The organism is Paenibacillus sp. RC334, assembly GCF_030034735.1.
GTDB lineage: Bacteria > Bacillota > Bacilli > Paenibacillales > Paenibacillaceae > Paenibacillus > Paenibacillus terrae_A.
The window spans coordinates 4,642,877-4,658,912 of the sequence record NZ_CP125370.1; the positions used below are offsets into that span (position 1 = coordinate 4,642,877).

Annotated in this window: 13 protein-coding genes and 1 pseudogene; 1 reads left to right on the forward strand and 13 read right to left on the reverse strand. The window is 45.6% G+C overall.

The window, feature by feature from the left end:
• Nucleotides 1-71: 71 nt before the first annotated feature.
• The 12 genes and pseudogenes from QMK20_RS21360 to QMK20_RS21415 form a co-directional block, all read right to left on the reverse strand.
• Complete coding sequence (locus QMK20_RS21360; protein WP_283653218.1) at nucleotides 72-1,928, reverse strand: sensor histidine kinase; 1,857 nt, start codon at nucleotides 1,926-1,928, stop codon at nucleotides 72-74.
• A gap of 23 nt (nucleotides 1,929-1,951) precedes the next feature.
• Nucleotides 1,952-3,547 carry a response regulator transcription factor gene (locus QMK20_RS21365; RefSeq protein WP_283653219.1) on the reverse strand — a complete coding sequence of 532 codons (1,596 nt, stop codon included), beginning with the start codon at nucleotides 3,545-3,547 and terminating at the stop codon, nucleotides 1,952-1,954.
• A 70-nt stretch (nucleotides 3,548-3,617) separates the two neighbouring features.
• The gene (locus tag QMK20_RS21370; RefSeq protein ID WP_283653220.1) at nucleotides 3,618-4,307 is read right to left on the reverse strand and encodes a DNA alkylation repair protein; all 690 of its coding nucleotides are present in this window, start codon (nucleotides 4,305-4,307) and stop codon (nucleotides 3,618-3,620) included.
• Between the two features lie 19 nt (nucleotides 4,308-4,326).
• Nucleotides 4,327-4,944, reverse strand: coding sequence for a DNA-3-methyladenine glycosylase family protein (locus QMK20_RS21375; RefSeq protein WP_283653221.1), 618 nt, complete (start codon nucleotides 4,942-4,944; stop codon nucleotides 4,327-4,329).
• Between the two features lie 71 nt (nucleotides 4,945-5,015).
• Nucleotides 5,016-5,834 (reverse strand): SPL family radical SAM protein, encoded by an 819-nt coding sequence (locus QMK20_RS21380; RefSeq protein ID WP_283653222.1) that lies wholly within the window; start codon nucleotides 5,832-5,834, stop codon nucleotides 5,016-5,018.
• A gap of 2 nt (nucleotides 5,835-5,836) precedes the next feature.
• Nucleotides 5,837-6,352, reverse strand: a complete 516-nt coding sequence (locus QMK20_RS21385) for a methylated-DNA--[protein]-cysteine S-methyltransferase (RefSeq protein WP_283653223.1) — start codon at nucleotides 6,350-6,352, stop codon at nucleotides 5,837-5,839.
• Complete coding sequence (locus tag QMK20_RS21390) at nucleotides 6,333-6,938, reverse strand: bifunctional transcriptional activator/DNA repair enzyme AdaA (protein WP_283653224.1); 606 nt, start codon at nucleotides 6,936-6,938, stop codon at nucleotides 6,333-6,335. Before QMK20_RS21390 ends, QMK20_RS21385 begins: the two co-directional genes overlap by 20 nt.
• 283 nt (nucleotides 6,939-7,221) lie before the next feature.
• Nucleotides 7,222-9,096 (reverse strand): beta-glucoside-specific PTS transporter subunit IIABC, encoded by a 1,875-nt coding sequence (locus QMK20_RS21395; protein ID WP_283653225.1) that lies wholly within the window; start codon nucleotides 9,094-9,096, stop codon nucleotides 7,222-7,224.
• Nucleotides 9,097-9,347: 251 nt separating this feature from the next.
• On the reverse strand, nucleotides 9,348-10,178 hold the full coding sequence (licT, locus tag QMK20_RS21400; protein ID WP_283653226.1) for a BglG family transcription antiterminator LicT: 831 nt from the start codon (nucleotides 10,176-10,178) through the stop codon (nucleotides 9,348-9,350).
• A 274-nt stretch (nucleotides 10,179-10,452) separates the two neighbouring features.
• On the reverse strand, nucleotides 10,453-11,892 hold the full coding sequence (locus tag QMK20_RS21405) for a 6-phospho-beta-glucosidase (RefSeq protein WP_283653227.1): 1,440 nt from the start codon (nucleotides 11,890-11,892) through the stop codon (nucleotides 10,453-10,455).
• 231 nt (nucleotides 11,893-12,123) lie between these two features.
• Nucleotides 12,124-12,912 carry a TrmH family RNA methyltransferase gene (locus QMK20_RS21410; protein WP_283653228.1) on the reverse strand — a complete coding sequence of 263 codons (789 nt, stop codon included), beginning with the start codon at nucleotides 12,910-12,912 and terminating at the stop codon, nucleotides 12,124-12,126.
• A gap of 40 nt (nucleotides 12,913-12,952) precedes the next feature.
• A pseudogene (locus tag QMK20_RS21415) lies at nucleotides 12,953-13,618 on the reverse strand (potassium channel family protein); the annotation flags it as partial.
• A gap of 160 nt (nucleotides 13,619-13,778) precedes the next feature.
• Between QMK20_RS21415 and QMK20_RS21420 the strand changes: the two are divergent.
• On the forward strand, nucleotides 13,779-14,012 hold the full coding sequence (locus QMK20_RS21420) for a small acid-soluble spore protein SspI (RefSeq protein WP_044648543.1): 234 nt from the start codon (nucleotides 13,779-13,781) through the stop codon (nucleotides 14,010-14,012).
• A gap of 146 nt (nucleotides 14,013-14,158) precedes the next feature.
• Here QMK20_RS21420 and QMK20_RS21425 read toward each other — a convergent pair whose 3' ends face one another.
• Nucleotides 14,159-15,739 (reverse strand): peptide chain release factor 3, encoded by a 1,581-nt coding sequence (locus tag QMK20_RS21425; protein WP_044648542.1) that lies wholly within the window; start codon nucleotides 15,737-15,739, stop codon nucleotides 14,159-14,161.
• Nucleotides 15,740-16,036 lie beyond the last annotated feature (297 nt).

Genomic DNA, 16,036 nt, shown 5'->3' on the forward strand with positions numbered 1-16,036 from the left:
TTATCCTTTCGTTTGTTACTTCGTCACTAAACCCATTTTAGCAAACGCTTACATTATTAAAAGTCGTACTCTCATTGGATTGGTGTCATTTGATTAGATCTATGAATTTCTCCGATTCGAATCAGGACAAATGTCCCCTTGCCTGCTGGCGAGTGGAGCGTAACCCCATATTCCATCCCATATAACAGCCGTACTCTTCTGTCTACATTTTTAATGCCCGTTGAACGGATTTCTCCAGCTTGAATTCGGCGTATATGATCTTCTTGAATTCCTAATCCATTATCCTCGACTTTAAAACACACCAATTGCTTCTCGATCCAGGCTGTGATCCTAATCCGACCACCTGATTCCATTTCGGCGAAGCCGTGAATAATTGAATTCTCCACGAAAGGCTGTAAAAAAAGTTTGGGAACTTCCATCTGAAGCAAAACCGGATCAATATCATATTCCACCGTAAACTTGTCCTCAAAGCGATTCTGCATAATATAAATGTATTTTTCCAGCCAATTCAGATCTGTCTCCAAGCTCCATGTGTCGTTTTTGTTTCGGGTCGTAATTTGCAGCATTTCCGCCAGACTAATGATCATCTGCCCTAATCCTTGCTGTTTATGTTCTAATGCAATCCAATACATGGTCGTTAAGGTGTTATACAAAAAATGAGGATTAAGCTGTAGATTAAGTGCCATTAACTCCGACTCTTTGGCTCGCAGGCGTGATTTGTAATTTTCCTCGATTAAATCTTTAATTTTTTCATTCATTTGATTAAATCGGATCACCAGATCCCCTAGTTCATCATAGCCTCGTTCAGGAATTCGAATATCAAAATGCCCCTTCTCCATCACTTTCATCGCCTGTTTCATATCCGTGATGGGCTTGCTGATGTATACAGACAGTAAATAAGCAAGGATAACGGCAATGAGCATCATAAAGCCTAAAAAAAACAACGTGTAGGTGCGAATCGTCGACAGATGTTCCAATACATCTTCCATGGGAATAGCTATATAAGATACCCAGCCTGTTGTCTTCATCGCTTCGTAAACAAGTAGGATAGTTTGACCCTTAACGTTTACCATTTTCATCCCTTGTTCCGAAGTAATGGCATCCTTAAGCCAATCCGCCACGGGCTCTCCCTCTTGTTGCTGTAGGTCTGAACTAATGACCATCCCGTTTTTATCATGAATCATACCGTAGGATAGATGTGCAAATCCGCTACGGGCTGCGTAATCTTCAAAACCCCCTTTTAACAAGTCAGGACGGAAATTCAATATAAGTATTGGCTTTTCCTTTCCCTCCGGAAGCGTGTGGAAGGTTCCCGCATCATCTATTGCAGTCAAGTGAAGCTGCTTCACCACAGCAAATAAAGAACTAAACTCATAGGAGCCTCGTTTTAAATCCTGCTGATGAAATGTATCGGCATACGAATAGGCGGGAATCCACTTGGTAGCCCCCTCTGCTTCCACCGCCGTTGTCGCCAAGGGAGAAGAATAAAACGGCTGAACGGGAATATACATCCGATTGGTGCTTCCGTATGCATAATTTCGCGTCATAATCTGGGAAGCGTATACTTCCTCCATATTGCCAAAGTATCTGTACAAAATTTTCGTAATGCTGCGATCAGCTCGTAAAAGCGATGAAGAATCCGAAATATCCACGTCCGTAATGGTCTGAAGAAGGTCATGGTCGATCGGAATCATATCTACGGTTTTTTGAATAGCAGTTAGCTTGTTATCCAGCAGCTGGTTATTACTACGCAGAACGCTTGTAACGCTATCTGTTACGTTTGTAGTAATATTCCGTGCGCTCGTTTCGAAGTAAACAAAACCCAGGATCAAAACCATAAAACCAGACAACAAAAAATAGGACAGCATCAATTTCGTACGAAAGCTACTGTCCAAAAATTTTTGATACATATATTTAACTTGGCGCATCGTACCTTCCTTTCCCCTAACGATCAATTAAATTTCCTACGAAATTCTTCCGGTGTATGCATTACGTTTTTTTTGAAAACTTTAAAAAAATACTTGATATCTTTATAACCAACCTGTCTACTAATTTCTACGACCTTGGCGTCTGTATGCAGCAGTAAGTGCTGAGCCTTTTGCATCCTGAGCTTCACCATATATTCTGTGAACGAGAGTCCAAAATAATTTTTGAACAGAATACTAAAATAGGACGCATTATAGTGGAAGCGCCGGGCCACAATCTCCAGACTTAGGTCTTCATGTAGGTGCGTGTCCAGAAATTCCTTGCACTTTTTCATAATGGGTTCGCCTTTGGAACCGCTATGAAGCTCAAGGATCAGTTCTTTAAGCCATGATGCAACACGATCCTGGAGGTCCTGAAGACATGTGGCTTCCAAGACAGCTTTGTTCATCTGCTCCGAATGACGCGAGTAAAATTCTTCACTCCACCCTATATTTAACCTTTGTAAACTAACCAATAGGAGCTGTATCAATTTCGTTTTAAGCGCTTCAGGTGCAGGATACCCTTGCGTCATTCGTCCAATGAAATGTTGCACCCTATCCAATAGCTGATCGGTCTCTTCATTCGAGATAGCGCTTTCAATAAATTTCAAATTGGTCATTTGTTCGTGTGCGCTCATTTCCTGTACCGGCTGTTCATCATCTGAAACGACAAGGTCCAAACATCTGATGTGAGGGGTATAAAAACGCATGGAGATGAGGCGAACGGCCTTTTCGAGAGATTGGCTTATTTGCATCTCATCAAAATCAAAAGGTTGACCCCAAGCAGACCAGATCGAAATAGATTGCTGCTGCCCCATCTTTTCCAGTCCAACTTGAAGTGCACTTTTGGCCTCCTTACCTTCAACCCTGTCCTTCCAATTTACAACTGCGACCACATGCTCTTTATGGGATTCGAGTGGAAACACGACAGATGACGCCCAAGGCCGCAATATTTCAGCAACCGTATTACGGAGTAGGGAATCCCACTCATGAATATCCTCCGGGCGGGAGGCAGATGCTCCCAACGCGAGAACCTCTCCTAGCCCCTGCCATCCAAAGTGACTCTTTAACAGGCTTTTCTCGTGAGCCTGTAACTTGTCTGTCACCCATTTGCTAAACAAATGCTCCAAAAATGCAGGCATACTCTGCTCGATCTGGTTCAACGCCGTTCGATTTTCGCTGAGTGCTTCCTGTTCTTGTACAATTACCTTTTCCATGTGTTGAATCACTTCAATTAGCTTCTGCGATTGCACGGGTTTCACCAAATAATCATTCGCCCCGTACCGCACCGCCTGCTGTGCATAGCTAAATTCCTGGTAGACTGTCACTAAAATAACTTTGGTCTCATGCTGACCGGATGTTCTCAATTGTTGGAGATATTCAAGTCCATTCATAATCGGCATTTGAATATCTGTAAAAACGATCTGGATCGGTTTGGACAACGAAATGGTCAGAGCATCTTTCCCGTTCTTGGCTTCCCATACCTCGTATTCGGGACGTAAATCCCTGACCATGGCAGCCAACCCTCGACGCTGTCTAGTTTCATCATCTACAACAAGCACTCCCAGCGGGATCGAATTCACTGACTCCCCTCCTGTCGTTTTCATACACGCATGTTTTTTTCAGTATAACACTTACAGGTGGGGTCCAATCCTAATTTCTTTTTCGCTTCATACTGCGAATGGTTGTTTTCGTTTCCTGATCCACCCGGTATGATTCCGTGATCTTTTGCAAAGCTTTATTGAACGTAAAATCATCCAGTGTATTGTTTTTCAAGTAATTCATCGTCATCTCAGGCAGCTTGATATAACAGATAGATATTGCCCATGCGACCGCCATTTGTACATAATAATCCTCACGGTGGGTTTGATCCATCCATTGCAGTACCCGGATGATATACTCTTCCTCAATATAAAAATTCAGAAGCATGACCACGCCAAACCGAATTTCATATTCTTTTCTGGATGACAGATACGGCTGGATAAAGTCCCATACCCGTTCCTTATGATTTTTCGTACATTTTAATCCGGCGCAGAAGCTGTCACACACTGACCAATTATCAATTTTAGGAATAAAACTGGCGACGTAGCCCAAAACTTCCTCTATATCTGCTTTCACATAGCCAATCACCATACCTTGTAGCATTACTTCTTCGAAATGTTCACTTTCAGCGGTTTCAAGGTAGAGATGCCAATCGCCCTTGGCAATATCCTGAGCCAGCTTACGTAGTACCGGCAGACGTACGCCCAGCACATTATCAATATTCGGAAGCAATGCCGCCGTAAATTTTTGAAAATCTGAATCGACATATAATAGTATTTGTTCTCTGATTGTTGTTTTCACAATTCCCACTCCCTGATCCTTAACGAAATGAAATACTCCATAAATAAATAGAGGCCACCGAACCATAAGGCGAATAGACTCGACAGTACTCCTCGAATTGCTCCCTGGTAAGTGTATCCAGATTGTACAGCTTCATCATCCCCCGCCGAATAGCTATATCGCCCCAACTGACGACATCCGGACGTTCCATGGAATTAATCAGCATCATTTCAGCCGTCCACGGACCTATCCCATGCAGCGAGGACAGTTTTTGAATCACTTGTGTATCGGAGAGTTCATATAATTCCTGCAAATCCAACAAACCCTGCTCTATCGTTTGGGCTATATTCAGGATACAAGCCGCCTTTTTCATCGTTATACCACAGCTTTGAATAGCATCAACCGACTGGGTCGCTATATTTTCCGAATTCATCGCACCCAGCTTCTCCTGCATTCTTGCCCATATGGTTTGAACCGCCTTGGCAGAAATAAGCTGTCCCACAATCGCATGAACAAGCGCAGCGAACAGATCGGGAATAATCACTCGTTCAACCTTGCCCATTTGCGTCATTGCTGTACCGAGTACGGTATCCACATTTTTCAGATAATTGATTTCCTTCTCCCCATAGTCAAAATTTCTCGTGATCACAGTTTGCAAACTCAGCTTCCCCCTCTACAACCCTTATGCTGTCCCACCCACATTCCATTGGAATGAGGTCTATTCCAAACTCAGGGCTCAAATCCTTCACGGCTCACAAAAAGCTGTTCTTCAGGAAAAACGTTGCGAAATTGTTCGTAGACCGCCTTGTAGGCAGCCGGATGATACCAATCCTCCAGCCCTAACGGCTCGTACAGCGCACCGATATTTAAGCTTCGTGTACGCCTTCCTCCACTGCCGTCTCCCATAAAATAATCATCAATACAGATACGGTTGACCAGTGGCAAAAGCTTGTCCGCAAAATGTTCGCTACTTGGAAGCATCGGAGCGATTGTGGCTTGCGTCGGTACTCCTGCCTCTTTTAACAGTTGCAGCGTCTTGAAACGGGCCTGAATAGGGGGCGCATCCGGCGTAAAATGTTTGCGTATATCTTCGAGGTCTGTTTCTACCGTCATGCTCACCCGTACGCGATCCTCTAGTTGGAGCAACAGGTCGATATCCCGCCGTACAAGCGGACTGCGAGTCTGTACAAACAGGAAATCCGGCGGATCTTCCACCATCACCTCCAGCAGTGAACGGGTCACTTCTTCCTTGTACTCGACAGGTTGATAAGGATCTGTGCTGGAAGACATAAAAATAGTGACTTTCCCCCTGGATTTGGCCCGCCGAAGCTCCTTGCGAAGAATATCTGCCGCCTGCTTTTTAATATCAACCCATGTACCCCATTCCTCGCTGCGAAACGTCGAAACCGGCATTTGGCGCACATAACAATACGAGCAACCAAAGGTGCAGCCTGTATACGGGTTCAACGAGTGTGTATACCCTGACAGAAAGCCTGTCCCTTTATTCAGAAGGGTCTTGGGGGATTTGTATATATGATGTGCTTCCATGGTTAACCTCTTTCGAGCTGCAAAAGCTTTACTTTCATGTCCAAACCACCACGATATCCGGTTAAAGCACCATTTTTGCCGATGACCCGATGGCATGGGACGGTGACCAGAATCGGGTTAGCACCGATTGCAGCCCCCACCGCCCGAACAGAGGCAGGCTTTTGGATAGCGTGGGCAATGTCTGAGTAGGATTGTGTCTCTCCATACGGAATGCCACACAGCGCGTTCCAGACCGCCATTTGAAACGCAGTCCCCCGAAAGTCAAAAGGAACGGTAAAACTTGTGCGTTTCCCTTGAAAGTATTCCATTAGTTCTGTGGCATAGGGCTGCAAGACCTCATCATCTTCAACCAATGGACTGCCAGGAAATCGGCTTCCTGCCCACAAAGTCAATTCCTCTAAAGGTTTATCGGGTGAGCCTACATAACATAATCCATCCGGTGTAGCTGCAATATATAAATTCCAATCTTCATGGGTTAACAATGACCAATAGATCGTTTTAGGGGTTTGGGTTAACATGATGTATACCTCCATTTTGTAATTTTTCTGATTTAAGGTGGCGATATTGCAAAGGCGTGTAGCCTGTATTCTTTTTAAATAACGTAGAAAAGTAAGGGGTATTGGACAGACCTACGCTCTCCCCTACTTCCGCAACTGACTTATCCGAGTTCATTAGCTGTTGCTTGGCTTGTTCCAATCTGGTTTGCTGTATATATTCCATCGGGGTTATATCCATGACCCGCTTGAAGGTACGATGTAAATGGTAAGGGCTCCCATGACTCATTTCTGCAAGCAAGTGCAGCGTTAAATTTTCCTTATAGTTAGAATCCACATACTCTGTAACCAACGCAATCCATTCATGATCAGGCAAGCGTTGCCCCGTCGGTTTACACCTTTTGCATGGTCGAAAATGCTCCGCTAAAGCCTGTTCTGCTGTTTTGAATAAGCGGATGTTTTCTCTTTTGGGAGGGCGGGATTTGCAGGAGGGGCGACAAAATATTCCTGTTGTCCTCACAGCATAAAAAAATTCACCATCATAAGACTTGTCGTTCTCCACAATAGCTTTCCACTTCTCGCTAGTTATGGGCAACTCGGATTTCTTCATTACATTCACCTCTCATTTGCGATGTAGCCTCCCACATATCTATGTTTAAATTATAAACCAAACAGTGAACATATGTACCCCTCTTGGAATGTAAAGGCAAGATAACGAAAAAAGATGACTCCATCGGAGCCACCTATTCATAAAAACCAGCTAACCTGATAATACGCAAAGCCGCCTCTTCGGTTATAGGTTTGTATCCTACTAACCCCGAAAAGAGCGGCTTGTTCAACTCACTAAATCACTTATTCTGGTTATTCAACAGACGTATTCAGGCAATTCCCTCTTACTCATTCGTACCGCCGAACAGTTTTAACAGTGGGTCCTGCATCTGCACCTGTCCTTTGGTGGTTGGAAGGATTTCTGAATAAGCGGAAGAATTCGTAACGATAATCGGCGTAATCGTAGGGTAGCCTTCTGCCCTGATCTGCTCAACGTCAAATTCGAGCAGAAGGTCCCCCGCTTTTACCTGGTCGCCTTCTTTGATATGGGAGATAAAATGTTTACCGTCCAGCCTAACCGTGTCTACTCCCACATGAATCAGAATTTCTGCGCCTTGGGGCGAAACAACCGCAAGCGCATGTTTTTTCTTGAACGCCACGGTAATCGTCCCGTCGAAAGGGGCTACAACTTTGCCCGATGTCGGTTCGATGGCGACGCCTTTACCCATAGCTTCCGACGCAAATGCGGGATCGGGAACTTCCGAGAGGGAGACAACGGTTCCTTCAATCGGACTAAATACCTCTTCGTTAGAAACATCTGTTGTATGAACTGGCTCTTTAGTCGAATTTTCGGGTGATTCTTCCGCTTCAACCGGATCTTCAAACCCTAAAATATAAGTCAGAATGGCTGAAACCAGAAACGATACCGAAATTCCTAAAATCAGTCCCGGGAAGCCTTGTCCGCCGGGGCCGTAGAAGATGGGCAAGGTCAGCAGTCCCGGCGCGCCAGAAGCGAATGCTTCCGTTCCCGCTTGGCCGATAATTGCACCACCGATAGCACCGCCGATAATACCTGCAATAAACGGACGTTTCAGTGGAAGCGTGACTCCATAGACGGCTGGTTCTGTGATACCGAACAATGCGGTAAGCGTAGCGGAACCCGCCAAGGTCTTCAACTTTTTATTTTTTGTTTTAAGCATGACACCAAACGCAGCACCGGTTTGGGCGAAGATGGAAGCCGCAGCGGAAGGTTTGATTCCGTCTCTTCCGTTCACAGCAATGTTATTAATGAATACAGGTACGAGACCCCAATGGACGCCGAAAATAACGAGAATTTGCCAGCAAGCACCCATGATTGCGCCAGCCAACAACGGGCTGAAGCCGAACGCGGCAATGAGTCCAGTTGCGATGCCGTTGCCCACGTAGACCCCGAATGGACCAAACACGATCAAAGTCAGAGGAAGCATAATCACGAGCAGGATCAATGGCGTAATAAAATTTTTGACGCTTTCATGGATCAACCGGTTACACAGTTTTTCCAGCTTGCTCATGACAATGATAGCAATAATAATGGGAATAACCGTAGACGAATAACTCATCATGACAATTGGAATACCGAAAAAGTCAGTAGGTGTACCTTCCGTTTTCAACGTGACGATGGACGGGTAAAGCAATCCTCCGGCAATCGTCAGGGCAACGAAGATGTTACCTTCAAATTTCCGGGCCGTTGTAACCGCTAACAGGAGGGGCAGAAAATAAAACAGACTATCCGCGGCAGCCAGCAAAATAATGTAGGTAGTGTCCTTTGGTGTCAGCCATCCAGCGTTGCTGGCAATAAGCAGCAGGCCTTTCAGAATACCGGCTCCCGCCATGACTCCGAGTAGCGGTGCAAAAATACTGGAAACAACGTCTATAATGGCACCGAAGCCTTTGTTGGCTTTAGCAGGTTTTTCATCTTTTTTGGACTCGTCCAAAATGTTGGATATCTTGCTGATAGCACTGTATACTTCCGGTACTTTGTTACCGACTACGACCTGAAACTGACCACCGCTCTGCTTAACCGTGATGATCCCATCGGTTTTTTCCAGTTTTTCTTTGTCCGCTTTCGCCTCGTCCTTTAGCACAAAACGCAAGCGGGTGGCACAGTGTACGAGGGATACCACATTTTTTTCACCACCTACCAGGTCAACAATTTCCTTAGCCAATTTTTCATAACTCATGCTAGACACCTCCATGTTCTAATGGGCATTTTACGTATTTAGGCACACAAAAAACCTAAGCCTTGAAAAATGGTGGGCGCTTTTTGTCCCGCAATTTTTCATGACTTAGGTTTTGCCTGCATAACCAGTAACAATCCCAGTTAAAGCTGTATTAAATTCCTGTTGTTCTCATAATATAATTAATCAACCATATCTGTCAATAAAAATATTTACCCATATATTCTCTATCCTGTTTGCAGGAAAAATCCAGCTTATCTGTTAACCACCCGCTCAATATGCACGGTCAGATACAGCTTTTCTTCGTTCGTCAATTCGTGGTTGTATTCTTTTTCCACAAAAGCTCCGATTTTCTCCGTGCAAGCAGCCGCGTCACTGTGCTTTTCCTTGATCATATCATACAAATGATCATAGTTGTTTTCGTAGTGATTCCCCTTAAACACACGCTGGGCGAAAAATTTCAGATGCGTAATAAAGCGGAAATAACTCAGAGAGTCCTCGTCAAAATCGACCTTAAAATGATATTTTGCAATATTGATAATTTGCTGCATAAATTTTGTAATACTCATTGTGGTGATAACTTCCTCGTTCATTTCGGCATTCACGATGTGAATCGCGATAAAAGCCGCTTCGTCCACAGGCAGTTCAATATCGAGCTTTTGTTTAATTTGTTCTAGCGTTTTCAGACCGATCGCAAATTCTTCTTTGTACAACTGCTTGACTTCCCACAATAACGCGTTTTTGATCTCCAATCCTTCCTGGTATCTTTCAACGGCGAAATTGATGTGGTCAGTCAAGGAAACATAAATATTTTCGTTCAGCTTTTTGTTTAAATTGTGCTTGGCATCATTAATGATCTCTTCCACAATCACAATCAGTTCCAGCGGAACCTCACGCAGCAGCATTTTGAAGTTGTCGGACGTCTGCTTGTTTTTCAGGGCAAATACTTTCTGAATTCTGGTTTCATCTACTTTTTCTCCAGGCTTTTTCTTAAAAGCAACCCCGCGGCCCATCACCACGAGTTCTGTACCGTCCGTCTGGTAGACACTAATTACATTATTGTTGATGACCTTTGCTATTTTCATCTCGATCCCCCGTTCCATATGCCAGCAAGAGCCACACCTATTCCATCCTGTTTCTGACAAACAGAAAAAACCAAAGCTCAACAAATAAACAAGACTGTAATATCCGCTTATTCGTGGCTTAGGTTTTGCCTGCCTATGCAGTAACAATCCTAAAAATGATGGAATTGCGTCAAGTATAGCCCGAAGAGGGTCGATTGTCAACGCTTTCAACCAAGAAACGAAGACCGGACATCCCCATACTTACGGGATGTCCGATCTATTTTCTTGTGGGACGTTACTCTCCCAGATTCTCGCCATCGGAATGAATTACGTTTTTGTACCAGTGGAAGCTTTTCTTTTTAATCCGGTTCAGCGAGCCGTTGCCTTCGTTATCCCGGTCCACATAAATATAGCCGTAGCGTTTTTTCATCTCTCCAGAGGAAGCGCTGACGATGTCAATAGGACCCCAACTCGTATAACCGATAATCTCAACCCCATCCTGAAGAGCCTCGCCCATTTCCGCAATATGCCGCTTCAAATAGTCGATCCGGTAATCGTCGTTGACTTCTCCTTCAGGAGAAACCATGTCGTTGGCACCAAAGCCGTTTTCCACCACAAACAGAGGCTTTTGATAGCGGTCGTGCAATTGGTTTGCCGTGATACGGAACCCCTTCGGATCAATCGTCCAGCCCCAATCGGACTTGTCCAGATACGGGTTGGATACGGAGCCAAACACATTGCCGCTCGTCATGTTTTTGACAACTTCCGGGTCTGTGCTGGTCGTCCGGCTAGAATAATAACTGAATCCGATATAGTCAACGGTATGATGCTTCAAAATGTCCGCGTCGTCCGGTTCCATCTCGATGGAGAGTCCATGATCCTTGAAGAAGCGCTTCGCATAACCAGGATATTCCCCGCGTGACTGCACGTCAATGAAGAAGTAGGACTCGCGGTCTTTTTCCATTCCTTGATAAACATCTTCGGGATTACACGTATACGGATAGAAGCTGCCGGCAGCCAGCATACAGCCAATCTTGGCGTCTGGAATGATCTCGTGGCACGCTTTTACAGCCAATGCACTTGCAACAAGCTGGTGATGTGCAGCCTGATACTGAATTTGTTTGACGTTTTCACCTTCTTGAAATACAAGCCCGGCACCAATAAACGGCAAATGGAGCAGCATGTTAATTTCGTTGAACGTCATCCAATATTTCACTTTATCTTTGTAACGGGCGAATACTGTTTTGGCATATGTTTCAAACAAAGCAACCAGTTTTCGGCTTCGCCAGCTGCCGTATTTATCAATCAGATTTACCGGTACGTCAAAATGAGCGAGGGTAACCACTGGCTGGATGCCATGTTTAAGCAATTCGTCGAACAGATCATCGTAAAATTGTAACCCGGCTTCATTCGGCGTGGCGTCTTCTCCCGTTGGGAAAATACGGGCCCAGGCAATGGAAACACGCAGCGCCTTGAAACCCATTTCCGCAAATAACGCAATATCCTCGCGATAGCGATGGTAAAAATCAATCGCTCCGTGAGAAGGATAGAATTCGCCTTCGAGCGGAATGAGCGAGGGAACATTCCCCTGCATGATACTTCTTCTTTTCTCTCCAGTCGGCAACAGATCCACCAGGCTCAATCCTTTGCCGTCTTCCAGATAAGCACCCTCGGCCTGATTGGCAGCAAGAGCACCACCCCATAAAAAGTCTTTCGGAAAAATAAAGCTGGACATAAACGTTCTCCTTCCAAATGTGTGATGGGGGAAAGCCGAAAGGGGTTGGAGAAATAAAAAAACCCAAACTAGCCCAGATACACGTGTAGTGTAGACAAGCCGGTTCAGGTTATGCCCTAACGGTAACATCCCATGAAAAGGTTATACGTATTTGATTGAAACTCTAACAAAGATTTGGAAGCCTGTCAAATTGATTTGATGCTACAATCGACAAATATATAGTTATTTCCACTAGTTTCGCTGTCTCATCGCCTCAAAAAGCAGCACCGTGGAGGCCATCGCTGCGTTCAGCGATTCCGCCTGCCCCTGCATCGGGATGAACACCGATTCATCCACCATACGTGCGGTAGCAGCGGAAATACCTTGGCCTTCGTTCCCAATCACAAACCAAGTAGAAACACGCAAATCAACGGCATAGCACGACAGACTTGCGTCCAGCGAGGTGCTGATCAGTCGGGCACCTTTGCTTTTAGCCTGTGGCAAAAGCTCCTCCAGACTGCCCTCAATCACGGGCAGGTGAAAAAACGATCCCATCGTAGAGCGGATCGTCTTCGGGTTGTACAGGTCGGCGCAGCCGTGACCCAGAATGACGCCTGCGGCTCCGGCGGCGTCCGCACTACGGATGATGGTGCCTACATTGCCGGGGTCCTGTACCCCGTCCAGCACCATCACCAGCGCATCCGGCTGCTCCAGCAACGCCGGGAATGCGCCGTGCTCCTCCTTGCGCACGATAGCAAAGACGGACTGCGGTGTCTTCGTATCGGTGCATTTGGCAATGACCGCCGCCGACACGGGAACCCATTCCACCGGCTGGTCTGCTTGGTCCAGGCCATTCAACTCGGCAGGAATGCCCTTGTCCAAATCATAGGCAACGCTTTCGACAACCGCGTTCGAACGCAGCGCTTCCTGCACCAGATGAATGCCCTCGACGATATATTTATGCTGCCGGGTGCGATGCTTTTTTTCCAGCAGTTGTGCCCATTCTTTTACACGTGTATTGTTTGGTGAAATGATTTCCATTCGTTATCCGTCCGTTCCTTTATAAATAAATGATTTATCATCACACTGCAAAAGCTAGCTCCAGCTTGGTTAAATCATCCTTGTGGCCTACAATAACAAGCACATCCCCCGTCTCCAGCCGATCTTCAGCATAAGGGGAGATATTCATTTCCTGATCTCGGCGAATCGCCATCACGTTACAGCCAAAACGAGCGCGTATATCAAGTTCCTTCAAATTTTTTCCTATCATGGAATCTGCGGCTTTTATCTCCAGAATACTATAATCCTTGGACAGCTCAATATAATCCAGAATATTCGGGGACGTCAAATGATGGGCTACTCGTAACCCCATGTCCCGCTCAGGATAAACCACCTTATCCGCGCCTATTTTTTGCAGCACTTTCCCGTGCAATTCATTTTGCGCTTTTACGATCAGAGCTGGCACCCCCATATCCTTGAGGATTAATGTCGTCAATATACTTGCCTGTATATCTTCGCCAATCGCCACCACAATGACATCAAAATTACGGATGCCAAGTGCTCGTAACGCTTCCTCATCCGTCGAATCGGCAGATACTGCATGTGTCACAATATTCGACATTTCCTGTGTGCGCTGCTCGTCCGAATCAATCGCCAGCACGTCAAAACCCATTTCGCTCAATGCAGTGGCAACACTGGAGCCAAAACGACCCATGCCGATTACCGCATACTGCTTCTTAGCCATTCCTTCCTTACCTCCCGATCACCATACTGTCCGTCATAGTATAGCATAACCCGCCAAAAACATAAATTTGGCATGCTTATGCCAAATGCTTCTTCATGTATACCGGGCAGCAGCCCAAGCCATAATACATCCGACAACGATTACAAACATACGGGAGGTACACATGCCCATTACACTGGATTTACGACAAGCCATTGTTCACAAAGTTCACGGCAAATCAGAAGCTGATCTTACCGATATGATTATCGGGTCAGTGGATGGACCAGAGGCCGCTTTGCCCGGATTGGGTGTCATTCTTGAGGTGGCATGGAAGCACATGAACCAGACCCAGCAACAAGAGTTTGTCCACCTGGCACATGAGCAGCTTGATAAAATCAAGCCCGTCCCGCTAACCTAAGTCCTATATTCAAACTTTTGTTCAATCCTGCTTCATCCTACTGGCCGTATACGAGAATAGTCCACTCGCCGTAACACCGAGTGGACTATTCGTTGTACAGATCAAATAACAATTTTCATTCCTGTCCTGCTTATCAAATCCTAATCTTATGGAGCCATCTCCAAAAACTTAGCTGTAGGATTTTTCTCTATAGCTGTCCGCATCGCATACTCATTTTCGAACAAGGCAACATAATTGCCCTTCTTGTCCTTCACCAACGTAGAGTTAATACGGAATTTGCTTGGATCAATCTGATCATCCACAATCCAGCGTGCAAACTGGAATGGCATACGCTGAAGCTGTACATCAACTCCATATTCACCCTTCATGCGGTACTCAAATACTTCAAATTGCAGTTGACCGACAACGCCCAGCAACGTATCGTCAAAGCTTACCGTACGGAACACCTGAATCATACCTTCCTCGGTCAACTGGTCAATACCCTTCAAATACTGCTTGTGCTTCAAGGCATTTTTCACCGTTACCTTGGCAAAAATCTCAGGCGAGAAGGTTGGCAACTCATCAAATACAACCTCTCCACCTTGACTAAGGGAATCCCCAATACGAAAAATACCCGGATCAAACAAGCCGATAATATCGCCCGGGAAAGCTTCCTCGACAATATCGCGGTCCTGCGCGAGAAACTGCTGTGGTTGGGACAACTTAATCTCCTTGCCCATCCGTACATGCTTAACACTCATCCCCCGTTGGAACTTACCAGACACAATACGCAGGAATGCGATGCGGTCACGGTGAGCCGGGTTCATGTTTGCTTGAATTTTAAATACATAGCCGGTAAATTTCTCGTTCGTCGGCTCGATTTCCCCCGCTGTACTGTGACGCGGCTCCGGCTTAGGGGCAAGCTGAAGAAAGTTTTCCAAAAACGTTTGAACTCCAAAGTTATTAATCGCACTACCGAAGAATACAGGCGTTAATTCCCCGCGCTGTACTTTCTCCATGTCAAAAGGGTCACCCGCAACATCGAGTAACTCCAGATCCTGACACAATTGGTCATGCAAATATTCACCCGCCATTTCGCGAATGATTGGATCATTGTAACCCTCCACTTTTTGTACCTTGATCGTGGAATGGTCGTCTCCCTGAAACAGCTCGACCTGATTTTTGACACGGTCATAGACACCACACAACTCACGTCCTGTACCAATTGGCCAGTTCATAGGCACCGAACGGATGCCGAGCACCTGCTCCAGCTCCTCCATCAGATCAAAAGGACTGCGTCCCTCACGGTCCAGCTTGTTAATGAAGGTGAAAATCGGAATACCACGCTTGGCACAAACCTGAAACAGCTTAATCGTTTGCGCTTCCACACCCTTCGCTACATCAATCAGCATGACTGCGCTATCCGCTGCTGTTAATGTACGATAAGTGTCTTCACTAAAATCCTGGTGACCTGGGGTGTCCAGAATGTTAATGCGATGCCCATTATAATCAAATTGCATAACTGAGGATGTGACCGAAATTCCCCGCTGCTTTTCAATCTCCATCCAGTCACTCGTGGCGTGCTTGCTTGCCTTACGCGCTTTAACTGAACCGGCAAGACGAATCGCGCCCCCGAACAGCAGCAGCTTCTCCGTCAGTGTCGTTTTCCCCGCATCCGGGTGAGAAATAATCGCAAACGTGCGCCGTTTGTCGACTTCCTGTTGAAGTATATCCAGTGTTTTACTCATTTCACATATCCCTTCATGATCAAATCCATTGCGTTCCTGCTCAAGCTATTCATAAAAAGGCCATGATGCACGCCTGTTTTCGTAATTTCATCGGTGCTATCGGTTTCTTTACCGTTAGATCCAGTATTCGGCGTACTCCGTTACCATATTCATTATAAATACGATCTATTTACATGTTTTAGCCTGCCTTTAACGTATAATCAGTTGCAAACTGAAAACCTGAGACTAAGTTATTATAGCACACTCCGAACGCAAAGCATCCCCTTACATCCTGAACAGGACGTAGGGGGATGCTGA